The sequence below is a fragment of the Pseudomonas sp. Irchel s3b2 genome (genome assembly GCF_900187445.1).
In the GTDB taxonomy this organism is placed as follows: domain Bacteria; phylum Pseudomonadota; class Gammaproteobacteria; order Pseudomonadales; family Pseudomonadaceae; genus Aquipseudomonas.
This window is the reverse complement of the sequence record NZ_FYEB01000012.1, coordinates 102,718-126,427: the sequence shown is the minus strand read 5'-3', so window position 1 is coordinate 126,427 and position 23,710 is coordinate 102,718. Positions and strand designations below refer to the sequence as shown.

The window sequence follows — 23,710 nt, the reverse complement described above, 5'->3', positions numbered from 1 at the left end:
TGGCTACGTAACTGATCTTATCGACCTGTTAAGTACCTCGGAGCGTGTACAACTCGAACGTTGCTCGCTGCGCCGATCCTTCAAAGCACGCTACCATTGCCGACTGAAAAGCAATGGAGACCACACGTGAGAAAGCCAACAATGAAAATCATGATCGAAGAATGGGATGGTGACGGTGCTATCCGGATTCCCGATGAAGCACTGCAAGAGTTGGAGTTGGACGTCGGCGACGCCGTGTATCTGATTGAAGAATTTGTCGGCAACACACGGTGCTTTGTCCTATCAAAAACGCCTCAAATCGCAGATTGAATAGACGAGCTCACTGAAGCCTGGGATAGCGAACAGCACGGTAGCGCTGATGCCACATGAGGAGTCAAAGAAAGGCAGATTGCGACTCGGTATTAGGCCTTAATGTTGCTCGCCTCTAACAGACCTATTTTCGTCAGTTTTAGCATTTAGCCAGCAGGCCAGAAAGCTTCGGTGTAACGTAATTTTATGCATCGTAACAATCGCAGGGTTACCATCAGAAAAGTGCGTTACGAGCCAATAAATGCAGCGTCAAGAGCTCAAAAGCGTCATTCAACTCCGTCTACGTAGCTGGTTAGCTGATACCTCAATATTGGACTCTGCCCTTTCGAAAGACCTAAGCCAAGCCGGGCGTTGCCCGAAGGGGCGAATACAACAATCAACGTCAGGTGCTACTGCTGAGCGACGCCCCTGACGAAACTCAGACAACCACTCCCCTCTCCAGTCGACCGATAAGATCCAAGACAGCATTCGTTTCTACCCTCGTCCCCAACATGTCGAGTGGGCGCCTTGATCCAAGCCCACGAACCCGGCAGTTCATCCATTTCTTCGCGGCGACGGCATCGTTCTCGAACAGGGAAAGGGCTTCCTCGTACACAGCTATTAATGCGACCAAGCGATCGCTTTCAGCGGTGTTAAAGCGACCAGTTTTCGCCCTTCGCGCCAACATCGCTGGTGACATGCAAAGAGCATTGGAGATATCCGCTCGCTGCATCTGTAACAGGCTCGCTACCTGATCAAGAAGCTCAAAAGAAAGACCTACATGAATGAGGTCATGGAGCCTTGTTCCGCGTGAAGGCAATCCAAGGGTTTCCCAAATGCTCCCAGAGACTGATGGGCTAGGTTGGTATTCGAAATTCATTTCTCAAATCCATATGCGCCTGGCGGAGCGGTGAAAAGGTTTTGTCGATACAGGCACTCTCTCGCAGCGTATTCGTGAAAGGTATACGCCATGATCTCCAACGTTCTCAACGTTGCGTCAGCCGGGTCATCTTCAGTGATCAGCTTTCGACCGATGCTATAGAACGGGCCATCGTCCGCTACAAAAAGGAAGTTATCTTCGTCCTCAATCAGAGCGATCATCTTAACCTCTGCATGATGACCGAACGCACGGCATGGAATTCCTGCATTCGCGCATAGCTCCCTCACAGACACTGCTTCTTCTCTAGTCTGCGGCACTGGCATTCCCCATTTGTGTGCATCTCTGGCTAATGCCATCACCAATGGTCGACGCATTTACGACCTCCGCTTGAGAGTGAGCTACGGTATAGCGTGACTGGAGTTGCAGGAAACTTCACTCCCTATAGCTTTCATGCTTGGCGGTTATTTTTCGCTATTCGGATTTTTGTATCCGGGTGCGTGAACATTGAGCTCTCTACCCCATACAGAGCCAATGGATCTCTTAGCCATAGACGGTAGGCCTTATCACCCATCTCCTGATGGAGCTTTAGGGAAGGTCAGTGTCGAGCGTGCCCCTCCGGGGACGGCTGTCGTGAACCAAGCCTCGTCGTTGCCGAGTCTTGGCCCTTCGGGCTTCCATCCTTCCGCCTGCGCGCTCCGCTTGCGTCTGTCTCCTCCGTGATTGAGTCGCGGTGTTTGGAAGGTGGTGAAGCGAATCTCGTAAGCTTCATCACCCCCGCGCAGAACAGCCTTTGCAAACTCCGTTCAAGCTAGCTTCTTGCTCATCAACTCCGAAAGCACTTCGTTGAGTATCGAGTTCATTTCTCGTGCCGAAAGCCAGCTGGCATTACTTCCTATCTGTGCCTGAAGATCGACAGCACGATCATTCTGGTGCGCGCATATGAAATACCCCATAGAGCACCTGGCGATTTCAAGCGGCAAATTTTGGGGAGGCGATGTCTGAGAGACATCTGTCGCACCAAGGAGGTATTTGTCCGACGCCAGCGGCAGAATCACGTGAAGCAGCTCATCATCCTTATCCATAAACGGCTTGAAGGTTCGCTCGCCTCTCACATGGAACAGTACAACGGAATCCCCCAGCGGCAGATCGCCAGGCTCAAACTTTTGAACTGAGTAATGGAGCGCGGTGAAACGCTGGGCGCGGGCAACTGGCGACACGGATTCGTTGAGCAAGCGGACATGACTGCTTCTGATCAGACCCGGTATTGAAGACTTGATACGATCCAACTGAGCAGGCATCTGGGCGGCAAATATGGCTACGAGGGGCTTGAATATCTGGTCGAAGACTGACTCGTCCATAGCGAGCAAAGCTTGAACCTGCTGCTGACTAATACCCTGCTCGGCCAGGGCCTTGTCAAAGATGATGGAGCCTGGTCTGAAATGTTCTTTAGTCAACGCACTGAGGTTCGCCGGATCTGATAGATGTTCAAGAATGCCACTGGCACATTCATCGACCATCGACTGCATATTCTGGCGCACGTGCCGACTTCTGATTTCTAGGTGAGCTAACAGCCCTGGAATCCTCTCGACCACCGCTTCAGTAAGATTGCCGGCACGTAGGTTCTCTACCAACGGTGCGTAGACGTCCCTCTCTTTGTCAGTAATTTTATCGTCCAGATCAGGTTCATTGTCGATGGCATAGAAATGCCTTTCGAGCCCTACGTCTTGAATGTTTGCAGACCTGGGGGGTCTGCTCTGTTCGTACACCCAGCAACGGACGATTTTGCCGTTACCTGGAATTCTGAACCCTTTCTGCAAAAACCTTGGAATGAAGTGCTGTCGTACCCCTGACATATCGCGCCCTCCCTTTACTCTCTACGCAATGTGCGGAGACTTTAGCACTGTGTCATGACACCCCGGGGCACCAAAACGCTGGTAGTAACATGGCGCCGCGCAGAACCAAGCCTTGGCAGGGTGCCATGTTTGGGCCCTGGGGCATTCAGCCTCGCGCCTTCGGCCTTGATGGCCTGCGCGCTCCGCTTGCAAAAGATCTCACAACGAAGCTCAAATGAACCTCGATTGCGAATGTGCGTTGGAAGGTGCCAAGTGGATGCAATACAGGGATCGGCAGCCGCCGCCGTCAGTACAGGGCTCGGATGGGGAGACATTGCCAAAATAGTCTTGGCAAGTGGTGTCGTCGCGGCCCTGATCGGATGGTTAAAGGATTGGTTTTTCAAAATTCGTGATCGGAGACTAGATGCGAGATTTGCAGCCGTTGAGCTGATTGCAGTGCTCGATCTTTACGCACTACAGTCACGACGAAACGTCCGGGACTACCACGAGTACGCGGCCTCTTTAGACCCACACACTGACTATCAAAATTGGCCGAGTTGCGCCTACCCTGACCTCGATATTTCTCGTGATGCACTGAAGTATCTGGATTCGAAGCATGCGAGCGCCTTAGTTTCCATAGCAACCGAGAAGGCATTGGCAAATCAGCACCTTCACGCGATTCATGATGCGTCCTTTGACCCTACAGAGGTTTATGGCCATGAGGCAGAGATCGTCGGATACTTTGGGTACGAGGTGTATCTGTTAGCGAATGAGTTGAGGAAGGAGTACAAGCTTCCGCCGTTTGGCCAGAGGTGGGGGGTGACAGACGAGTTTCCTGACCTGCTGCACTCCTGGCAAAAAACGAAAAAAGTGGTACTCACGCGATCCCAACCTCTCTCATAACCCGACCAGGTGTGGCTACTTGGTGAATAGCTCGTCTACTTGGACAAATGGAGCACCCGTTTCCGCTGCTGCACGTACTTTTCGGTCAATCACCTCAGCAATGGGAATGCGGCGCCCCAAGGCCTTATAGATGTCCTCGCCGGACATGCAAATCACTTTTCTGCCCCGGCCAAAAGCTTGCAAGCCCACCTCGGTGAAGCCGCCGTAGCTGATGAAAAGCCCACGGGCCCAAGCGGTTTTTTGTTCAACTTTGCCATGGAAGGAATGGAGTTCAGCCACTCCTATCGGATCCCGTACCCATTTGGCCTCAACCAGGTAGGTTTCATGGCCAAGCTGAAAGCTCCCATCAATTTGTTCACCCACCAGGCGAAAGGGCGAACGCGCCTGGAGCCTTGAAGAATCGAACAGCTCCTTCAGAAAAGTTTCGAACGCATAGCCACGCTGGTGAGGTGGAAGCTCGCGTATTTCGAAAAGCTTTTTCCGAAGTGCCTCATAGACCTCAGCATGGTCGATGATAGAAGCGGCAGCGAAAGGGTTATCTACAATTACTGCCCGCTGTGCAGGGGATCGAACTGAATTGAGCAAGGAGAGAAACCGCCCCTCTGCATTAACGATGGTTTCCTCAGTTCTAGCCTCCTCCTGCATCGCTTGCCGATACTTCCAGAGCGCGTCAAGGACGCGGCAGACAGTCGAAGAATCTGCGCTCTGTAGTAGGCACCGAAGGCGTCTGGCTTTTGAAGTGCCGTCCTTGGAGAACATCTCATGGTCAATATCGATGTTCAGCTCTTCAAGGAAGAACTCGCCCATCGTTCGATTTGAGAAATCGAGAACGTACCCTCCTCCCATATTGAAGATCGAATCAAGGAATTTCATCTCAGTCGATTTGAAGTTGGCCATGCTCTTTCTCATCACTCATCTCGCCCCCTCCCCGACGTCGCGAGCCAAAGGCTTTTGCCATGGAGGGCATGTATTTCTAGACACTTTCTTCCTCGGCCTGAAAGACCTCGATAAGCTTCTGATTGTAGTCGTCCAAATAGTTTTGAAGCCCATCCCTGTCGATCAGCCGTACTCCAGCAGTGTTAGCCAATTCCTTTGCGGATTTTGTGTAGTAGGAATTGGTAACCACCATGGCCTCGTCGCACCCGTAGAAAGCCTTAGCAGAAATGGCTTGCTGGACAGCGGCGTTGCCTACTGAGCCGGCGTAATTCTTGGCCTGGATCACCATGTTTTTGCCAAAGCGGCTGACGAAAAGATCGGCGCCTTGGTCAGCCGTCTTCTTGGTCTCTTTGACGTCATAGCCAATGGTCTGGAAGATCTCGACCAGGAAGGCTTCGAATTGAAATCCGTCCATAGCATCCACCAGGTACATGGTGATGAATTGGTTCGGATTGAAATGCTCGAGCTGAGATCCCAGCCGCTCCACGAGAATGTCGAAATAAATCTCCTCGCAGAGACTTAAGCCATTTCGAAAAGCCTGTAACGGAAGGAGTGGAACACCAGATGTGGAGGCTGCCTGGGGATTGAATTGAACATTGGGATATGGAACGTCATTTTCCCAAAGGTAGTAGTAGAACAAGGCCAGATCAGACCTAAACGTTGTCCCGGCCTCTTCAATCCAGGAACGCAAGGTACCAGCCAGATCAGCTCGAATGTGGCGGGTCAGTTCTCTTGAGAAACCCAGGTAGGCCGAGTTGAAGGCTGTGGTCTGCAGCAACTTATCTAAGAGAGATGGTAGACCTTCTAGCTCATCAAAGCCCTTACGAATCAAAACCTCCCTGAACAGCTCCCTCTCGCTGTACACGCCATCCAATCGCGGCCCAGGCACACCCGCGTCATCGCTACTGCCTGCACTTTCGCGAGTGGTGTGAATGAAATTCGTGAAGTAAGGCTGCTTCAGCTCCGCATATTTTCTCAACACGTTGTTTAGAAGGTCATTGAGCTGAGCTTGCTCTTTCTTCTTACCGAGAAAATCCTTAATCAGGCCTTTCGATCGGTACTGGAAGTCTGGGTAGAACGAGGGATCCAGCGGGGTGATGTGTCGCAAAGTGAGCTCTGATGAGGGCAAAACCTGGGAGCCCATGCACCATGGGCACGCCGTCTCGAAAGTAGTCCTGTTGCATCCATTGCATTGGTAAATCATCGCGCCCATTCCTTTCCTGAGTCATCACGCGATCTTACGCGTGATCGTGCACATTACTCGGTCTGCCTTGGAGGTAGAACTTGCAAACCTAGCAATAGGTTTGCCGGGCACCCCCTAGCTTGTAGCCGTATCCATAATCGCCCATAAGTCTCATATTATATTTCTAGAATTGACCAGCCCGCCTGCTCTAACGCTGCCCTTCTCTTCACTTCAATGTTCCCCTCCCCCAATGAGCTTTTGCGCATGGCTAAACACAGCATGTGTGTTGGCCGAGTCATCCCAACGTACATGAGCATCATGTTCTTCTTCGCGCTCTCGTTGGGACGCTTCGCAGCTGAGGCCTTACCCTCAAGCCATGGCAAAAGTTTATTGACGAAGTGGGTGCGATTGTAGGTTTCGAGAATCAGCGTGGCAGCATGGGTTTTGCCCTTCTCGGCATGGATGGAAGACAATCGAATGTGAACGCTGTCCATCCCCTCTTCAAATCTGTACGTGTTGAGGAGAGCGCTTCCGTTGTCGCCAGGATCTACCGCAACTGGAGCATGTGCCCATTCAAGGTAGGGATGAGCGTCAGCTGCAGCCAGCGCCGAATCTGATCCAGTCATCTCCGCTACCAGCTCCAAGAGTGCGGGCGCCGCAGTCGAATCCCATACGGTTTTTGTTAGCTCAGCCGAGTCGAAGAGGAGCCTTTGGAGGCATTCGCGGTAGAGAGCAACCAGCTCTGCCCGTCCTATCATCAGTTGCTCGAGCCACTGGTGATGGCGCGACCTGGCAGAAATCAATTCTTTGGGAAATGCCAGTCGTACCAATGTGAGCAGGCAGGACGCAACTAACTCCACACCTGACGCCGCCGTCGCATCGCGCTCAAGATATCGGCGCGCAATATGCGCCCCCTCTGCGAATGTACGTGGCTTGAAGGAAGCCTTGTTCACCCCCGACTGATACGAGGGCCAATAATGCTCAACCGCCTTGGGGTAGTGATTTGGCTTGTCATCCCCTAGCCGATGAACCGCACCCAGCGCGAAGACATTGGTTTTGCGGACATCTGCTGGAAGATGCTCAACCAGTAGACGCCCATACGCATCGAGTACTTGGCTGACGTCGTTATCTGGAAATACGATGATTGTATTGGGGGCGGGTTGGTTGTCGACGTCCCGACGCAAGCCAACCAACCCTCCTGTAATTGGAAGATAGGCGAAGGGGTTGGCAATCGACGCAATCGCCTGGCTGAACCTGAAGCTACTCGCAATTTCCATAAAGCTTGTCAGATCAGGGAAGGGCTCCGGAAGTACGATCTTTTCCTCAAAAATCTCTTGGTTTGGATCTCCCACACGAATGACGCAGACATCTGGATCATGGCGTGGAAACACCCTGCCGAGAATGCTGGCCTGGTCATGCCTTGTGTCCTGCATCTCATCGACCAGTATGCAGGGGAAGCGCACGCGCAACGCGGCAGGCACCGCTGATTCCTCATCGAGCAGCGCATTGGCTAAGACAAAGACCTCATCGAAGCAAAAGTGCCCCGTCTTTGCTGCATGGCTTAAAGCTTTGGACGCGCTTTTGTAGGTTGCCGTGTGGGGTGCAAAGTGGAATTCTCGGCCAGCAAGGGGATTGTCAAAGTCGACAGTCTCGATACGCAGCTTCTCTATGTTGAGATACGCAGATTCGAAGGCTTTCTTCATACCCCCGTATTCCCAAGAATTTAGCGCTTTCCTGCGAGCAGTATGCGTGAGCTCATCATCAATCGCAGCCAGAGCGATGCCCTTCGACCGTAGCCATGGCGAAGCGAGGAATCGCCCTGTGAAACCATGGATCGTGTCGATGTAGTGCGGATAACGAAGCAGGCGTTGCCCAATATCTGAACCACCAAGGCGATGCTCAATTTCCTCCCTCGCTGCGTTGGTGTGCGATAGAACGCAGATCCCCTGAGTTCGGCTTTTCCAGTGGCGGGCGAGTATCGCAAGCTTGGCGACAACGAGTGTGGTCTTCCCGCTACCAGGGCAGGCAGAAACGTCCACCGTGCTCATGGATTTGAGGAAGTTGCGACGTGGCTCATCCAGTGCTTCCAACTCCATTAGGCCAACGACCCATTCCACGTCATCATCAGTTATCGGATTAATGAGCTGGTTGAGATTCATTCCTTTCTCTCCTCGACACCAGCAGGAGATTCAGGATCGGTGACAACACTGGCGATGATTGCAGACGCGGTGCTTGCCGCAGCAGGTATCGCTGATCCACGAGTTGCGTACTCAATGGCATGGATAACGTACTTGGGTAACAGGCCACGCAAGCCAGTAACATCCAAGGTGCCGGCGACGAATCGCTCGTCGATTAGGTCGATAAGATGCTGAGCCGCAATGGATTTTGAGGCCCTTTTGAACAGCTTGTAAATTGCAGAGCAACGGGCTTCCTTGGAGGAATGGGTGGCCTCAATAACTTTGAAAGCGCCATCCGCAGCGCCCAGGAGAGTAGCTTTGGTCGCTTTGCCTTGGTCGATCTTCTCCTCGTTAATTGCGAGATACGCAGCAGCATGTACTTCACGAGCAAGGCCGGCATAGGCTAGGTCATATTCGAGAGTCCAATGATCCGCGACGTAGGTTCGGACACATTGGCCATCGCTTTCCATTCGCTTCTTTCGATGCTCTTCCAGTCCGGCCTCTTGATCCGCTGACGTGACTCCAAAATCACAAATAGCTTTCCAGCGTCGATCCGTTTTCGCCCATTTGGGATCTGCCGCCCCCTTCACTAATCCAAGTATTTCTGGAGCGCAATCCGGCATGACATCCATATCGGTGATGCATGCAGTGGGAATCTCTATCTCCCCTTTCGAAATATCTCGGCGTTGCATGATTTTCGAGTAGCGCCTAAGCCCTACTCCGCCGACGTTGATAACGGAGACGCCGTGCTTGGTGAGGTCTTTTCCGAGCCTTCGGGCGAGCGCTGGCAGAAGTATCGCTTCGGCATCTCCCTCAACCACCAGGAGCCCTTTCGCGAAGAACAATCCGGCTTTCGTAACATCTAGGAAGCGACTCAAGAATCTGTAGTCATCGGCACCGAGGCAGGTCTGATCCTCTGCAAGCGAGAACGCCTGTCCTCGTTGCATCATCACCAAATTTTGAATCGGGATCTTGGAGCTCAAGTTGGGGCTATGGGTGGTCAAAATTACCTGAACTGGCCTAAGCCCTTCGCCAGACTTCGCTGCTTTCTCAAGGAACTCCATCAACTGCAGCTGTCGCTGCGGATGCAGATGGGCCTCGGGCTCCTCAACCAGAAGCAGAGGCAATCCGTCCGGCTCCTTTCCGAGGAGCAGCAGCTCACAGGCCATAAACAGCACGTTGTTGGAGCCCAGCCCGTAAATGCCGCGCGACTCTCCCGACGCATGGTCGAGCAAACCAAGCTCAAGGCGCTCAAGGATCTGCTTGAGTCGCGCCGACTCAGTGCCACCCTCACCGAAACTGATACGACTTGTCAGCGGCTGGCCAGCGAGAGACAGAGGTGCAAGGTAGTTAACATTGATCGCCTGCTCGGCACTGACAATAGCGCTGTGCTTATTCACCAAGTGGCGCATGTAATCCCCCATACCCGCGACGCTCAGCGCTTCAGCATCTAACGTAGTGGCTGGCGGAGCTGCTGTGTCGAAGTCCTTACCGGCATCGATATTCGGGAAACTACTCAACACTTGGGACAAACGGGAATTGCGCCCTGGTGACATCTCACGTTCAGCGTCCCGCAATGGCTTAAGGTAGGCAGTGGCGAGCAATTGGCGAACGCCGGCATCTAGGGACAGGCCTTCTCCTTTTTCGCCCGAGCGAACACTGATGTCCACCCACCTGCGAGTGAGACTAGAGCCGAGCACACGCTTGGCTGACCAATAAATATGCAAACGTCCGACTTTGTTCTTGTAGGTCACATACTCTGCGAAGGCACCTAGCTCAGCTTTACTCAAACCATCCAGAGTGCAGACCAAGGTGATCGCGTCAGCCTGGACACCGGCATCATCAATATGGAAATCCTCGAGCTGCAGCTTCAGATACTCGGCATCACGGGTTTGAAGCACATAGCGGATTGCGTCGATGACGGCTGTCTTGCCAGCATCGTTTTCCCCTACCAGCGCTGTCACACCTTCGTTGAAGCTGATTTCCAAGCCATGCCCAGCCAGACCAAACTGTCGGAAATTCTCGATTTTTAAAGCAGATAGGTACACAGCGTCGCTCCCTGAAACACATGTCGAGACAGGGATTGGCATCTTGGCCGTTCACGCCACTACAAGACTCATCCCTGAAGGCTGATAGCTATATGTCATGATATTGCTCGGGAAACCAGTGCCACGGAAAGAACGGTATGGGCGGTAGAATCACTACGCTTGAGCAAGCCCACTTCGTAAGTGTGTACTCCCTGCTAATGAAGCAAGAGCAAAGCCCATCAAGGTACTCACACAATCACTTGTTACGTTGCGGCCTTGTGATATCAAGAAACGTTTTCTACGGTCATTAGCTTCCCTATCGATTGGCCAACAGCGATCAAAAAAATCATCACCCGATGGTCGGGAGAGTAGTCAGGAGAGCCCTAAATCCGAATCAGCGATAGAATGCGGCGATGCGCCTGAATCCTCTAGCGGAGGCAACAATGTCCAAATCACTTTTCACTCCCGCTGAACTCGAAGAAATTCACGCTCAAATCGCTCAACTGAGGACTGACTCCATGCGTATCAGAAGCGGAGCCCGAGAGCCTGTCACAGTGCCTGCCATCGCGCCTGTCAGCCTCCCTCCCTTCAGGCCGCTCGTTCACTTCTGCCAAACCATGGTGTACGTGTTTTGCGTTATCGCTATGGTGGGGGCAATGATGGCCGTCGCGATCAAATACCTTCTCTAACCTTGAGCAGCACAGCCGTGTTGCCGATCATCAACGTAGTTGCCAGATAGAAAAACAAAGCCCCGGAGGTTCGCGGCTCCAGGGCTTCTATTTTCGCCTCCATCCCTTAATGGTTTGGCGAACGTGGCCAGGACATTACCAGCGTCTTTTAGATATTTCACTACGACTTTGGATAGACGTGTTCGATCAGCTAAGCATCGGGGGAGAGCGTTGAAATATGCACGTCTTTTAACCGATTAAAGCAGGTTCAGGCTTGAAAGCGATCGTCTGCTCACAGAGGTGAAGAACTATTCGCAGAAGACGTGACTCGCAGGCGAAGCGAGCCGGACTCGTCGGTTTATGTTGATATGCGACCAGCCTCAGCTGGCCTGGCTTCCTGCATCAGAAAACAAGGTTTTAGCCGGGCTTCGTTTACCCAAAGGAGCGAACACGAAACTCCTACGAGACCGATCACGCGAGCTTTATTGCACCGCCCTGGATATCGTCACGCGCCATTCGTAAGTCATTAGCGTCCTGGTTGAGTCGGTGAATCATGTTGAGCAACCGTTGGCGTAGCACTTCGTCTTGGAGCTGCTCAGCAACACGCATCACATCAAGCGCCGCTGCCTCATTGTTGGTGGCAACGGCGTCGAGCAGTTTGCGCATGCTTCTTGATGGTCGATTCATCTCCAACTCCCTGGATTTCAGTGACGCGAATCATATGGCCAGAATGTTTCGTCAGTATTTCAGCTGCATGAACTGGCTTGAATCACCGGCTCCGGCTCATTTGACGCTAGCTGGAGGGGAAGCCTGAGGGGTCGATTACGCTTGTAGCAACCCGTCATTGATGTAGCTAAGCGGCTCGCTCGAGAGCACAAACCAAAAAACTCCCGAGAAAGCTTATGCCGAGGGGCCAAATGGCCGAGCGACCAGATCCCATCAAATTCTCCTACTGCTACGCTGTCCTTTTTCCATGGAGGAATCGCGATGCCAAACTCAGACCTGCTCCCTTCCTTGCTCTTCAAGATCAACGAAAACCAGCAAGCCCTTGAAGCCGCCATCATGGAACTGACGCTCTGGGTCGAGCAGCGTGGATCGGGCGAGGTTGGAGGCAACGTGCGCGGCGCGCTGGACACGATCAGAACAAATGAAGAGTTCATCAGCATGACGCTCGCTGTATTGATGACACCGGAGTAATTCACCCCACATGTTGAAAGAAGCCTGTTGGGTGCGAAGGTGCCATTACCTAATCAAAACACCGATTATCTCACTCACGCTTCGCTGAGAAATTTCAAAGGTATATATGGACAGAATTGCATTTTTAAAAACAGGTTGGGCCATCGACTACCAAGGAGAAGAGGTAGTCGGCAGACATCGCCACATCAATGATTATGCTGAAGCGCACGAACGCTTCAATTTTAGAAAAGCTCCGGACGGACGTTACTACGGCTACATACCTCCGATGGGAGAGCATGAGGCAACGCCGAAGCCCTTACGCCTTAGCGGGTGGACAATCATTTTAGTCGCGGCACGAGATGGCGATGGCCCTTTGACCGTAGTCGGACACTACGAAAATGCGACTTTTGAAACGGGCTATCGCGACCGGCCTGAGTATCGCTACGGTTCATTTCCGAAAGACGCAGACGGACAGAATTTTAGCTACATCGTTAGCGCCGACAAAGCCAATATCATTCCCTTACCTTTGCGTCAGACAGAAATTTCAGGTGCTCACTTTAAAAGGTCGCCAATCGTTTACGTTCGAGGTAACAGACCTGGTCAGGATCAAGAGTGGCGTCAGCACTTCGCCGAGATTGCACAGGAAATAGTCAGCGTCTCCCCTGAAGGCGACGTTGTTGACGTACAAGTACCAACGTTTTCCTTTCCTGATGCCGAGCATAGAAAGGCGGTGGAAATGGCGGCTGTGGACTACGCATCTACAGCTTATGGAAAACGCTATGAAATTCAGGATGTCCAGCTGCTCAACCTTGGCTACGACCTGATTTTTCGGGATCGTAAAACAGGTGAAGAACTACACGTAGAGGTAAAGGGAACCAGCAATGCGATACCACATTTTTTTATGACTAGGAATGAGTACCGATATCTCGACAATCCTCGTTGGCGCATGCTCATGGTCACCCAGGCGCTCGAAAAACCAAAAGGTCGGTTGCCCACTCTGGGTGAACTGGAGGATGCGTTTGACGTTAAGCCATTCGCGTTCGAGGGCGTTGCTAAGCTGTTGCCTTAATGCGGAAACCACATTGCTGTAACTGTTATGAAAGGACGTTTCAGAGTGGTGGGGTCGAAGTACGCTTCCAATACATTGCGCAGACCACCGTGATCTACAATTACCGCATCGCTCTACGCGGCATCCCGCTTGTGGCTTGGGACTACGTGGTCAACGGCAAGGCCGGGCTGGGTGATGGGCATCGTCAACGAAGCCAACAACTGGGCCATAGAAACCATGGGCAACCCTAAGCACCCACTGGAGCTGTTCCTATGTGTGGTGGCGGTGAGTTTGGAAACCAAAAGATCGTCAAGGCACTGCTTGCCCTCAACATCGAATAGGACGACTGAGGTCACCTATCTTTGAAATACAGACAAGGATTTCAGGATGCAGCCCAGTAAAACCACAGTCACCGGTCTGTTCAGTACACCTCATCAGTACCAGATTCCCATTTTTCAGCGGGGTTATGTATGGACGCTGGAAAAGCAGGTTGGCCCGCTATGGACTGACATCCAAGACCGTGCAGATGCCGTGCTGGAGCAACAATCGCTAGTATCAACAGGCACCACGGCGGCATTGAAGCCGTTACAGAAGCACTTTCTGGGTTCAATTGTGATGACTCCTGTGCCCAACAGTTTCGGTAGGGCGCCAGCTTTCGAGGTGATTGATGGCCAACAGCGTTCGACGACCTTACATCTCCTACTACTCGCCTTCCGCCAGGCAGCGCGTGAGCTGATAGACAGCCCCATACCGCAAATGCTCGATGGCTTGGTGCGAAACCCAGGCCCTTACCAGCGTGCAGAAGATCATTACAAAGTTTGGCCAACCCAGGCAGGGCAGGACGAGATGCGCCACCTGAGCGATACCGCCACTTACGCTCAGGACGTGTACACGACTTATCCGGCACGCGATGTACGCACTCGGATTGAGCGCCCCCTTATGGTGCAGACTTACCTGTACCTCTACCACGCCTGCCTTGCCTATATGCGGGGTGTTGACCTCACTGATGTTGTCAATCCTACAGCTGACCCCACGGTCGGGGATACGCTGATCGCGGACATCCGCCGCAATAACGACGTGTCGCCGTTGCAAGCCCATATGCCGCTAGAGTCGAAGCGAGCTCAGGCGCTTTACATGGCATTGGCCGACCACGTGCAGATCATGACCCTGACTTTGGACGCCGAGGACGACCCTCAAGTCATCTTCGAAACGCTTAATGCGCGTGGAGAACCACTGCTGGCGTCTGACCTTGTACGCAATTTCGTGTTCCTTGAAGCCGCTCGCCAGGGACAAGCTGTGCCGCAGCTATATGAACGGTACTGGAGCCCATTTGATCTTGTTGCGACCACCGGCCAGGGCGTTTCGGCAAATGCCTACTGGCGGGAAAAGGAACGCCAGGGGCGCTTGACCTATCCGCGCATTGATTTGTTCTTCTACAACTACACGATCCTGCGCAGCCACGAAATCACCCTAGCTAGTCATGTGTTTCAGTCATTCAAAGCTTGGTGGCTAAAGCAGCTACGCGATCTTGAAATGGAGCTGGAGCAGCTTGTTGCATCTAGCCGGCACTTCCAGGAGCTGGTATCTCCAGAGGGTACCGGACACTTGGCTGAGTTTGCGCGCTTGGTTAAGTCACTTGACGTGGGTACGGTTACACCGGTTTACCTTGCACTGCGTGAGCGGTTGGCAAGCGACAGCGCGGAGCTGAAACAGGCTCTCGGCGACTTGGCCTCCTATCTGACACGACGCGCTGTCTGCGGTTTGACTACCAAGGGCTACAACCGCTTTTTCATGCGCGTACTGCAAGCTGTGTTGGGCGCACCCGAAGCCCCACACATAGCTTTACGCAAAGTGCTTCAAGCAGCGACGGCACTCAGCGAGGTTTGGCCGGATGACAGCCTTTTTAGTGACAAGTGGTGTCATCGTCCGGTTTACAAGGAGCTTCGCCCCGTTAAAACGTGCGGTGTCCTGCGGGCGCTGGAGTATGCCGCTCGTGGCTCTCAGCAAGGGAGCAATCATGTGCCAGCCCAGTCTGATTTGACCGTCGAGCATGTGACACCGCAAAGCTGGGAAAAGCTGCCTACATACCAGATAACAGACATGACCGAGGCACAGCGTCAGTTCAGAGAGACGGCAGTTCATGGTTTTGGGAACCTGACGTTGCTTACTCAGCCGCTGAACAGCTCGATCAGCAACGGCCCCTTTGCCGACACCCAGGGTGCAGGCAATGAACAGGTTCTGGGTAAACGGTCTCGACTGGGTCAAAGCGCTCTATTATTGAATACCTACTTTCAGCAGACAGCGCTTGTAGCATGGGATGACGATGCCATCGCGAACCGTTCAAAAGCCCTGCTTAAAGCCGCGCTACTCGTGTGGCCGAAGCCTGTAGGCCAGTTCAGCGCCGCGCCCGTAGCTGTGGCATCGGCGATTTCAGGGAACTGACCTGCCCTCCTCGCGGGGACGTGGAACCATCCCCTGGGGGATTGGTATAGCGTAGAGGGCAGCGTTGGATTCCTGGTTGATGGTAGGCGGTCGCCAGGAGCTGTGCTTATGTGGGGCCTGATTGGTTCACCCGATCTCGATTTGTGACCACTAGGCCTATACTCTCTCCCGCTCAACACGGGTGAGGTTGGAGGCAACGTGCGCGGTGCGCTGGACACGATCAAAGCAAATGAAGAGTTCATCAACTTGACGCTCTTAATGGCACCGGAGTGATCCCCCTACGAAGAAACCAGGTGAATAGCTGGACGTTACGCCCCCCGGTATCACTCGCAAGATTTGACTTGAGATTGGAGAGAGGGAATCTACGCTGGTATCGGAACGCCAAGCGCCGGGTAACTATATGTACAAGATCGTAAACTTCACTTCCAGCGAGCTGTTCGACAAGGCTTGGGAAACACCTGTCCTGAAGCTGGCCCAAGAAATCGGCATATCAGACGTCGCGCTGTCCAAGGCCTGTCGGAAAGCTGGCATAGCCCTGCCCCCACGAGGGCATTGGGCAAAACCAGTTTCAAAACGCCCAGGCAAACCTAAGCCTCCCGTCGGCGGACAGCCCATCAGCTTCAGAGTATTGGATCGAAGCACGCTTCCATTGCAAAGCGCTGCGCCTATAAAACCGAAAGCAATCCGTTCAATCATCGAAGTACCTCACACCCTCCTTGCCCCTCACCCACTGGTGAGCAAATGGTTGAAATGCGTTAAAGCGGCCAAGGCCCATGAGGGTCATCTCGTTACTACGGGCAAACAGGTGCTCGACGCGAAAATTTCCCCCGGACTCATTGATCGCTGCGCGCTGATCTTCGACACCCTGATTAAAGAGAGCGAGATACTTGGCTACAGGTGGAAGGTTGCCTCCGATTACAAAACGCTGGTAGAGGTCGATGGCGAGCACCTTGGGATCAAACTTGTGGAGCGCTTAAATAAACACGTTATCCCGCCACCGCCGCCACCCGCCCCTAAGCGCAATGCTCGATGGGAACCTGATTTCTCGTTGCTGCGCGCGCCTCAGTTTGAATGGTCTTCCACTGGCGAATTAAGCCTGCAGATTGACGCACGCACCGAATACGGAAAGCGGAAGAACTGGACGGACACCAAGACCGGAAAAATCGAGGAAAAACTGACGAGCATTTTCGACGGCTTCGAGGCTATAGCTGAGTCGATGAAAGTTCTGCGCTTGAAAAATGAAGAGGCTCGTCGTGAGCGAATGGCTGAAGAAGCGGTACGACTTGAGCGCGCCAAGCGTGAAGAGACTCATAGGCGTCTACGTCACAAACTCGTGGAGAATACAAAGCGCTGGGAGCAGGCTCAGCGATTGAGAGCATTCATCCAGGCAACCTGCAATGCCAGTGCGTCTACCTCAGAGCACAGCCAGCAACAAACTGCACTATGGGCGGCTTGGGCTACATCGCAAGCGAACCTAGTTGACCCTCTTCACCCAAACACTTCATCCGTCACTTCGCTCACCGTCGATATCGAAAGCTGGTTCAACGGCTATGGAATGACACGTGCAGAAAAGGACTGGTGGTCAGAATGAAAGAACGCTCCGGAATGAGTCGAATATCCGAGGTTTTCACTACCTAAGCCTCCGTCATGCACATTGCTTTTCGAATCTACCCAACGCCCATTTTCCACTCTCTAACGTTGGCCAACGTGGTGCCTACCAGCCGCTACTGTGGCCTTATCTGATTCTGAGCAATCTTGGCCCAGTACCTGATCGATGGTTTTACTGGAAGCGTGGGGTCATGCGCGAGCCTCTCAATGAATGAGAGCACGAGGTCGAAGGTACCCATCTCCCTGGATCGCGCGGCGACTTCCTCAGGATTTCTGAAAAATGGGATTCCTGTGATATTTGTAGGAGCGATCTGTCCACTCGCTGTCCATAGGATGTGGGCCGCATGAGCTGAAGCATATCGCTCCTTGTCCTTTGGTTTCGGGTCTCTGGATCCACGCTCAATCCCAAGCACGGACTCATCGAACAAGCCTTGGAGGGTGTCGGAGACCATTCTCATCTGGTTAGAGGAGGTGCGCAAAAAAGGCTTCTTCTCAAAAATGTCTTCCTCGTATAGCTCAGGCGCTCGGTCGCTCGGCTCGGGAACTGCAGTGGCTTCCGGCTTGTTTACATTAGGAAGAGGTTCGGGCGCCTCAGGCAGGCCTCTAGCTTTCCAGTTTTCCTTGGCAGCTGCCAAATCAGTTTCTGCTACCTCAGCCGCTTTTTCCCAAGTGCTCTCGAACCAGTCCAAGGCTTGCTTGAACTCATCGCGCTCAGGGTCGAGCAACACCCCGGCTTCATTCCAGCCCAATGCCTGCCCCTCGAACCCGAGAGCAGCGTCAGAGAAGTTGGCTGACCCCACGATAGCGCCCGCATTGGAAACAACTACCTTGGCATGCAGTCGGCTAGATTGCCTCATGCGGATGCCAGGCTGCGCCATGATGCGTTCTACAGCATAAGGGTTGGTTCCAGGGTGACTCAGATTGCAAATCAGTCTGCCGGCTCCTTGGCCGGGTATCAGAGCCTCTGAGCCATTACCCCAGAAAGCGACCGCCACGCCGTAATCGGCATCGGGGGTCTGAATGAGATTTTTGATTGCCGACAAAATTTGTTCGCGACTTCCCAAGAACATTGAGCAGAGTCCTTCCGTTGGCAATGGTATTGCAACCCTCCCAGATTGGAGCGGGAGAGCGGTGTAGGTGATCAGGGCCCGCTGATTGAATAATCGGACGGCACCCTATGGAAATATTGGTACCTAAATGACGTCGGCCACCAGAGGTAGAAAAGGCCACTTAGCCACCACGCGTAACCGCGACTAGCTACCGTCCTTTATCCACATTCTGAGGAGTGTTCCCATGCCTGCAATGCAAGACCAATGAAAATCAGCTCGCCTTGGAGACTGCCATCATCGAATCTTCAAGCTGAATCATTCGCTTGTCTATCACCTCCTATTGGTGTGAACCATTAGGTCGGATGGAGTCAGATGAGGCTATCAATAGCGTAGCTTCAACCTCTGCGAGTTCAGCGACGGCACTGCTTAGCTCTAAGTTCGCACGTTCGACAAGATCGGCTGGCAGCTCTTTCTGGACAGACACACCCAGGTCTTTAAACTCAGCAGCTTGTTTGATCAGGTTCGCTTTTCCACTGTACAACTGACCGAAAGCCTTGTCGTAACTTTCACGAGCTCTGTTCAACTGGTTGCCTACCCCCTGCATGCTGGTCAGGAAGCCATTGAGTTTGTTGTAAAACTTCTCAGCTCGGTTGGCCAGCTCGGCGGTGTGCTTGTTCTGATCTTCGAACCGCCACAGTTGGCGGACGATGTTAAGACTGGTCAACAGGGTGGTGGGTGTGGCAACCAGCACGTTACGCTCGATAGCCCGCTGGAATAGAGTCTCGTCGTACTTAAGGGCTTCGACGTAGGCGGATTCGATAGGGATAAACATAATCACCACCTCGGGTGAATTCAGGCCAGGCAGCTTGAAATAGTCTCGATCGGCCAACTCATTGACCCGGTCACTCACCGCCTTGGTATGGGCTGCCAACGCTTGACCGCGTTCCAAGTCGTTATCGGCGTTTACATACTGGGTGTACGACATTAACGACGTCTTGGCATCGATGATCAGATGCTGTTTTTGTGGCAGATAGACGATCGCATCGGGACGTTGCCGGCCCTCTTCAGTGGTGAAGCTGACTTCCCGTTTGTAGTCGATACCGAGTCGAAGGCCTGAATTGTCCAGTACATTCTCCAGCATCAGTTCACCCCAGTTGCCCTGTACCTTCTTCTGGCCTTGCAGGGCGGTAGTCAGCTTGTCGGCCTGATCGGTGATTTCCTTGTTGAGCGTTTGTAGATTCTTCAGCTCGGTTCTGAGCTCGATGCGTTGCTCCGCATCTTTAGCGTGAACCTCCTCCACCTTCGCCTTAAAGCCTTTCATTTCAGTATGGAGGGGATTGAGCAGGTTGGTGATGCTCTCCTGATTCAATTCTTTAAACGCTTTGCCTTTGCGCTCCAGAACCTCGTTGGCGAGACGTTCGAACTCTTTGGTTAACTCCTCGCGATTCTCCAGCAGCAGCTTCAACTGCGCGTCAAAGTGTTGCTGCTTTTCATCTAGCGAGGTCTTGAGCTGGCCATGGGCATTGTCCAGCGCCGCATATCTGTCTTGCGTAGTCTTCAATTCGCCCTTGGACTGCTCCCACCACGCCTTGTAGCTGGTTAGCGCCTCTTGCTTCTCCTCCAGTTGCGTCTGCGCCTTCTTCAGCGTTTCGCGAATCTCAGCCAGTTGAGCAGCCGTGTGCTTTTGCGCTGCATCGGCGGTTGCCAGCTTTTCATCCAACTTCGCGATGCGTTGATCTTTCTCTTCGATACGCTCCATGGAGGTCGTACCGCTAATGACAAGTTGTTCTTTCAACTTGTTCACCGATTCGTGCGCCGTAGCTCCGACCTCACGAGCCAGTTTTTCTGTCTTACGCAGGGTTTCGAGTTCGGCTTTCTGGGCAATCCAATCGCGTTCAAAACGCTCTTGAGCGACCAGTTTTTCCTCCAACTGAGTCTGGGCTTGTTTCAGTGCCTCGCGACTTTCGGACAGCAGCTTCGCCGTGTTGGTTTGTTGCAGCTCTGCGGCGACCTGCTTTCTATCCAGATCTAAAATGCGCTGATCCTTCTCTTCGAGGCGCTCTTTGAAGGCAATATTGTTACTGGCTAACTGGTCTTGCAGCTTGTCGGCCGCCTCTTGTGCTTTCGAGCTCGTCTCTCTGGCCACTTGTTCGGATTGTCGCAAGCGATCTATCTCAGCTTGCTGGGTGACCAAATCACCCTCAAGGCGTTCGATTCGGGCCTTGCCGCTATCCCGTTCGGTTTCCAACCGTCCGTAAGCAATATCCAGTGCTGCTTTCTCTCCAGACAGGCTGCCAAGTGTGGCCTGATGTTCCGACAACTCTGCCTGAACACGCCTCAGATCGGCCTGTGTCACTTCCAGATCAGTCTGTAACTGCTGGTTGTTGCGCTGGGCACGCCAACTGGCGATCACCCAAGCCACGATGAAGGCAACAATGAAGGCCACCAACGGTAATACGATGAGAATCACCAAATTTTCCATATCCATTCTCCTACGTCCAAGTTGAAATTATTTAAGGCGAATGAGCTCTCAGGTCTTTAGCGTAGCTGACCCCAAGGATAAAAATGTCTTCTACAAGATGCTGAAGGATGTCGCGCTTGATACGCCAATGATGAGCGCAGACAAGTGGATCGCTTCCTTCGGCAGATGCATTTCACCTTGCGTGAAGTTTGCGAGCTGGATGAACTGGAGGCCATCATCAAGCTGGTTGAAAATGGTGTCGGTGTAGCTCTAGTGCCGCAGACAGCAACCCATCAGGAATGGCCTGCAGGTGTAAGAGCACTCGACCTAGGACAGCACACCTTCCATCGTGATATCGGGCTCGTACATCGGTCTCGGCAAAGTTTTACCGAACCAGTACGGATACTGGCCCAACTGATTAGTGAACAGGTTTCGTCCGGCTCAGAGTAAAATCCGAACAACAAAAAAAGGCCCTAAAGGCCTTTTTGTACTCAACCCGAAATCACTTGGTCAACCAAGATTCAACCTGGTCTGCACCGTACTTCACTTTCCATTCCTTCAAAGTCTTGTGGTTGCCGCCTCTGGTTTCGACGATTTCGCCTGTGTGAGGTTTTTTTGTAAACCTTCACCTGACAAGCTTTGCGTGTGCCGGTTTTTGGCGCGGACACCGTAGCGCGACGACTGGCCTGCTGATTAAGCAGGTTGAGATATATACGTTTAGCGAATGATATCGACACCGCCCATATAAGGTTTAAGCACCTCCGGCACTCGGATGGATCCGTCCGCCTCTTGGTAGTTTTCCAGTACCGCGACCAAGGTGCGTCCTACTGCAAGCCCAGAACCATTGAGGGTGTGCACCAGCTCCGGCTTGCCAGTTTCCGGGTTACGCCAGCGCGCTTGCATGCGACGGGCCTGGAAGTCACCGCAGTTAGAGCAAGAGCTGATCTCACGGTATTTGTCCTGGCTCGGCACCCAGACTTCCAAGTCGAAGGTTTTGACGGCGCTAAAACCCATGTCGCCGGTGCACAGAACCAAAACACGGTATGGCAATTCAAGCGCCTGCAACACACGTTCAGCACAGGCGGTCATCTCTTCCAAAGCCTCCATGGATTTCGTTGGCTCAACCACCTGAACCATCTCGACCTTGTCGAACTGATGCTGTCGGATCATGCCTCGAGTGTCCCGGCCAGAAGCACCTGCCTCACTGCGAAAGCATGGGCCGTGGGCGACAAATTTGAGGGGCAATCGTTTTGCATCGAGAATCTGCCCTGCCGCCAGATTGGTCAATGGGACTTCGGAGGTAGGGATCAGATAGAAGTCAGCCTCACCTTCACGGGTAATCTTGAACAGGTCTTCCTCAAACTTCGGCAGTTGGCCGGTTCCCTGAAGAGCAGACGCATGAACCATGTATGGGATGTAGGTTTCCTCGTATCCATGCTGTGAGGTGTGCAAGTTGATCATGAACTGCGCCAGTGCGCGGTGCAGGCGCGCAATCGGGCCATGCAAGACGGAAAAGCGCGCACCGGACAGCTTAGCTGCAGCCTCAAAATCAAGACCTCCGCTAATTTCACCCAACGCTACATGGTCTTTGATCTCGAAATCGAACACACGCGGAGTGCCCCAGCGGCGCACCTCTACGTTGTCGTCCTCATCGGAGCCGATTGGTACGCTGGCGTCCGGTAAGTTGGGAACGGCCAGAACGATATCGTCCAATTCTTTCTGAATGCTGTCTAGTTCGTTTTTGCCAGACTCAAGTTCGTTGGCCATGCGCGCAACGGCAGCCATCAAGGGAGCAATGTCTTCGCCGTTAGCCTTTGCCTGTCCAATAGATTTTGAGCGGGCATTACGCTCTGCCTGTAATTGCTCGGTGCGGGTCTGCACCGCTTTTCGGCGATCTTCCAGTGATTCGATGCGCGCGACATCCAGGCTGAAACCACGGGAAGCCAGACGATCCGCCACTTCCTGGGTTTGGCTACGTAATAGTTTGGAATCGAGCATATTGATTTCTCTCAGCGTGAGGTTTTGGAACCCAGCCGTGAATAAGCGAGCCCAGCTGACTGGGGGCGGAGTCAATACGTAAGACCAGCAACGATAAAAACACCAAATAAAAAGGGTTCCCCGATTACTCAGGAAACCAAGCGCAGAACACGTGACCGAAGGTGACCAAACCAGAAGACCGGCTCGAACGGAGAGACGGATCTTTTATCACGAGCCCTGACAAAAACTATCAAAGTCGAAATCCAGTAAGGCAGTCGAATCAGTGAATGATTTGACTCAAGAACAAGCGTGTACGCGAATTCTGCGGATTATCGAAGAAGTCGTTCGGCGCGGCTTGCTCAACGATTTCACCTTTGTCCATGAAGATCACGCGATTGGCCACGGTGCGGGCAAAGCCCATTTCGTGGGTTACGCAGAGCATGGTCATGCCGTCTTCGGCCAGGCCGATCATGGTGTCGAGCACCTCTTTCACCATCTCAGGATCGAGTGCCGAAGTCGGTTCATCGAACAGCATGATTTTCGGCTTCATGCACAGGGCACGGGCAATCGCCACACGCTGTTGCTGACCACCGGACAGTTGCCCCGGGAATTTATGCGCCTGCTCCGGAATGCGTACGCGCTTTAGGTAATGCATGGCGATTTCTTCGGCCTGACGCTTGGGCATCTTGCGCACCCACATCGGCGCCAGGGTGCAGTTCTGCAAAATGGTCAGGTGCGGGAATAGGTTGAAGTGCTGGAACACCATGCCGACTTCACGACGGATCGCTTCGATCTGCTTGAGGTCGTTGGTCAGTTCCACGCCATCAACCACGATGCGGCCCTGCTGGTGCTCTTCCAGACGGTTGAGGCAGCGGATGGTGGTGGATTTGCCGGAACCCGACGGGCCGCACAGGACGATACGCTCGCCCTGCTTGACGTTCAGGTTGATGTCTTTCAACACGTGGAACTGGCCGTACCATTTGTTCACGCCCTTCATCTGAATAATGCCTTCAGGGCTCACAGGCTGTTTGATTGCTTCGCTCATTTACAGAGAA

General features: G+C 53.1%; 18 protein-coding genes and 3 pseudogenes. 8 read left to right on the top strand and 13 right to left on the bottom strand.

The features are described from left to right. Window positions 1–126: 126 nt before the first annotated feature. A complete protein-coding gene (locus tag CKW20_RS22140) occupies window positions 127–309 on the top strand; it encodes an AbrB/MazE/SpoVT family DNA-binding domain-containing protein (protein WP_095054781.1) in 183 nt (60 codons plus the stop codon). Between the two features lie 418 nt (window positions 310–727). Here the strand turns inward: CKW20_RS22140 and CKW20_RS22135 are convergent, their stop codons facing one another. The 3 genes from CKW20_RS22135 to CKW20_RS22125 form a co-directional block, all read right to left on the bottom strand. After that, on the bottom strand, window positions 728–1,168 hold the full coding sequence (locus CKW20_RS22135; RefSeq protein ID WP_095054780.1) for an antitoxin Xre/MbcA/ParS toxin-binding domain-containing protein: 441 nt from the start codon (window positions 1,166–1,168) through the stop codon (window positions 728–730). Beyond that, window positions 1,165–1,542 (bottom strand): hypothetical protein, encoded by a 378-nt coding sequence (locus CKW20_RS29330; protein WP_141228975.1) that lies wholly within the window; start codon window positions 1,540–1,542, stop codon window positions 1,165–1,167. Before CKW20_RS29330 ends, CKW20_RS22135 begins: the two co-directional genes overlap by 4 nt. 429 nt (window positions 1,543–1,971) lie before the next feature. After that, on the bottom strand, window positions 1,972–3,021 hold the full coding sequence (locus CKW20_RS22125; RefSeq protein WP_095054778.1) for a DUF4238 domain-containing protein: 1,050 nt from the start codon (window positions 3,019–3,021) through the stop codon (window positions 1,972–1,974). Between the two features lie 252 nt (window positions 3,022–3,273). Between CKW20_RS22125 and CKW20_RS22120 the strand changes: the two genes are divergently transcribed. Further along, complete coding sequence (locus CKW20_RS22120; protein ID WP_141228974.1) at window positions 3,274–3,903, top strand: hypothetical protein; 630 nt, start codon at window positions 3,274–3,276, stop codon at window positions 3,901–3,903. Window positions 3,904–3,918: 15 nt separating this feature from the next. Here the strand turns inward: CKW20_RS22120 and CKW20_RS22115 are convergent, their stop codons facing one another. The 5 genes from CKW20_RS22115 to CKW20_RS22090 form a co-directional block, all read right to left on the bottom strand. Continuing rightward, a complete protein-coding gene (locus CKW20_RS22115) occupies window positions 3,919–4,800 on the bottom strand; it encodes a restriction endonuclease (protein WP_095054776.1) in 882 nt (293 codons plus the stop codon). A gap of 76 nt (window positions 4,801–4,876) precedes the next feature. Next, window positions 4,877–6,043 carry a restriction endonuclease gene (locus CKW20_RS22110; protein WP_095054775.1) on the bottom strand — a complete coding sequence of 389 codons (1,167 nt, stop codon included), beginning with the start codon at window positions 6,041–6,043 and terminating at the stop codon, window positions 4,877–4,879. A 155-nt stretch (window positions 6,044–6,198) separates the two neighbouring features. Beyond that, on the bottom strand, window positions 6,199–8,181 hold the full coding sequence (locus CKW20_RS22105) for a UvrD-helicase domain-containing protein (RefSeq protein ID WP_095054774.1): 1,983 nt from the start codon (window positions 8,179–8,181) through the stop codon (window positions 6,199–6,201). Beyond that, on the bottom strand, window positions 8,178–10,247 hold the full coding sequence (locus CKW20_RS22100; protein WP_256585092.1) for an ATP-dependent endonuclease: 2,070 nt from the start codon (window positions 10,245–10,247) through the stop codon (window positions 8,178–8,180). The genes CKW20_RS22105 and CKW20_RS22100 overlap by 4 nt, the downstream gene beginning before the upstream one ends. Before the next feature lie 1,118 nt (window positions 10,248–11,365). Beyond that, on the bottom strand, window positions 11,366–11,581 hold the full coding sequence (locus CKW20_RS22090) for a hypothetical protein (RefSeq protein ID WP_095054771.1): 216 nt from the start codon (window positions 11,579–11,581) through the stop codon (window positions 11,366–11,368). Window positions 11,582–11,881: 300 nt separating this feature from the next. Between CKW20_RS22090 and CKW20_RS22085 the strand changes: the two genes are divergently transcribed. From CKW20_RS22085 to CKW20_RS22070, 5 genes and pseudogenes are all read left to right on the top strand, one after another. Beyond that, the gene (locus tag CKW20_RS22085) at window positions 11,882–12,091 is read left to right on the top strand and encodes a hypothetical protein (RefSeq protein WP_095054770.1); all 210 of its coding nucleotides are present in this window, start codon (window positions 11,882–11,884) and stop codon (window positions 12,089–12,091) included. 106 nt (window positions 12,092–12,197) lie between these two features. Next, the gene (locus CKW20_RS22080; protein WP_095054769.1) at window positions 12,198–13,139 is read left to right on the top strand and encodes a protein NO VEIN domain-containing protein; all 942 of its coding nucleotides are present in this window, start codon (window positions 12,198–12,200) and stop codon (window positions 13,137–13,139) included. An 80-nt stretch (window positions 13,140–13,219) separates the two neighbouring features. Then, a pseudogene (locus tag CKW20_RS30235) lies at window positions 13,220–13,459 on the top strand (hypothetical protein); the annotation flags it as partial. A 46-nt stretch (window positions 13,460–13,505) separates the two neighbouring features. After that, window positions 13,506–15,560: a DUF262 domain-containing protein gene (locus CKW20_RS22075; protein ID WP_095054768.1), complete on the top strand. Its 2,055-nt coding sequence runs from the start codon at window positions 13,506–13,508 to the stop codon at window positions 15,558–15,560. Between the two features lie 400 nt (window positions 15,561–15,960). Continuing rightward, entirely contained in the window at window positions 15,961–17,151 is a 1,191-nt protein-coding gene (locus CKW20_RS22070; RefSeq protein WP_095054767.1) for a hypothetical protein, read from the top strand. A gap of 133 nt (window positions 17,152–17,284) precedes the next feature. Here CKW20_RS22070 and CKW20_RS22065 read toward each other — a convergent pair whose 3' ends face one another. Both CKW20_RS22065 and rmuC read right to left on the bottom strand, forming a co-directional pair. After that, the gene (locus tag CKW20_RS22065; RefSeq protein WP_095054766.1) at window positions 17,285–18,238 is read right to left on the bottom strand and encodes a phospholipase D family protein; all 954 of its coding nucleotides are present in this window, start codon (window positions 18,236–18,238) and stop codon (window positions 17,285–17,287) included. 316 nt (window positions 18,239–18,554) lie between these two features. Beyond that, a complete protein-coding gene (gene rmuC / locus CKW20_RS22060; RefSeq protein WP_256585091.1) occupies window positions 18,555–20,699 on the bottom strand; it encodes a DNA recombination protein RmuC in 2,145 nt (714 codons plus the stop codon). Window positions 20,700–20,837: 138 nt separating this feature from the next. On the opposite strand from rmuC, the pseudogene CKW20_RS22055 reads away from it, so the two are divergent. Further along, window positions 20,838–21,128: pseudogene (locus CKW20_RS22055) on the top strand (LysR substrate-binding domain-containing protein); the annotation flags it as partial. A gap of 52 nt (window positions 21,129–21,180) precedes the next feature. Here the strand turns inward: CKW20_RS22055 and CKW20_RS29695 are convergent. The 3 genes and pseudogenes from CKW20_RS29695 to CKW20_RS22040 all read right to left on the bottom strand — a co-directional run. Further along, window positions 21,181–21,316, bottom strand: a pseudogene (locus tag CKW20_RS29695) (transcriptional regulator); the annotation flags it as partial. 79 nt (window positions 21,317–21,395) lie between these two features. Next, complete coding sequence (gene serS / locus CKW20_RS22045; protein ID WP_095054765.1) at window positions 21,396–22,676, bottom strand: serine--tRNA ligase; 1,281 nt, start codon at window positions 22,674–22,676, stop codon at window positions 21,396–21,398. 259 nt (window positions 22,677–22,935) lie between these two features. Then, entirely contained in the window at window positions 22,936–23,700 is a 765-nt protein-coding gene (locus CKW20_RS22040; RefSeq protein WP_095054764.1) for an amino acid ABC transporter ATP-binding protein, read from the bottom strand. Window positions 23,701–23,710: the final 10 nt, after the last annotated feature.

Bases quoted from the DNA above. Each gene is read 5' to 3' on its own strand.
- CKW20_RS22135 (WP_095054780.1), bottom strand. From the start codon at position 1,168: ATGAATTTCGAATACCAACCTAGCCCATCAGTCTCTGGGAGCATTTGG.
- CKW20_RS29330 (WP_141228975.1), bottom strand. From the start codon at position 1,542: ATGCGTCGACCATTGGTGATGGCATTAGCCAGAGATGCACACAAATGG.
- CKW20_RS22125 (WP_095054778.1), bottom strand. From the start codon at position 3,021: ATGTCAGGGGTACGACAGCACTTCATTCCAAGGTTTTTGCAGAAAGGG.
- CKW20_RS22115 (WP_095054776.1), bottom strand. From the start codon at position 4,800: ATGGCCAACTTCAAATCGACTGAGATGAAATTCCTTGATTCGATCTTC.
- CKW20_RS22110 (WP_095054775.1), bottom strand. From the start codon at position 6,043: ATGATTTACCAATGCAATGGATGCAACAGGACTACTTTCGAGACGGCG.
- CKW20_RS22105 (WP_095054774.1), bottom strand. From the start codon at position 8,181: ATGAATCTCAACCAGCTCATTAATCCGATAACTGATGATGACGTGGAA.
- CKW20_RS22090 (WP_095054771.1), bottom strand. From the start codon at position 11,581: ATGAATCGACCATCAAGAAGCATGCGCAAACTGCTCGACGCCGTTGCC.
- CKW20_RS22085 (WP_095054770.1), top strand. From the start codon at position 11,882: ATGCCAAACTCAGACCTGCTCCCTTCCTTGCTCTTCAAGATCAACGAA.
- CKW20_RS22080 (WP_095054769.1), top strand. From the start codon at position 12,198: ATGGACAGAATTGCATTTTTAAAAACAGGTTGGGCCATCGACTACCAA.
- CKW20_RS22075 (WP_095054768.1), top strand. From the start codon at position 13,506: ATGCAGCCCAGTAAAACCACAGTCACCGGTCTGTTCAGTACACCTCAT.
- CKW20_RS22070 (WP_095054767.1), top strand. From the start codon at position 15,961: ATGTACAAGATCGTAAACTTCACTTCCAGCGAGCTGTTCGACAAGGCT.
- CKW20_RS22065 (WP_095054766.1), bottom strand. From the start codon at position 18,238: ATGTTCTTGGGAAGTCGCGAACAAATTTTGTCGGCAATCAAAAATCTC.
- rmuC (WP_256585091.1), bottom strand. From the start codon at position 20,699: ATGGAAAATTTGGTGATTCTCATCGTATTACCGTTGGTGGCCTTCATT.
- serS (WP_095054765.1), bottom strand. From the start codon at position 22,676: ATGCTCGATTCCAAACTATTACGTAGCCAAACCCAGGAAGTGGCGGAT.
- CKW20_RS22040 (WP_095054764.1), bottom strand. From the start codon at position 23,700: ATGAGCGAAGCAATCAAACAGCCTGTGAGCCCTGAAGGCATTATTCAG.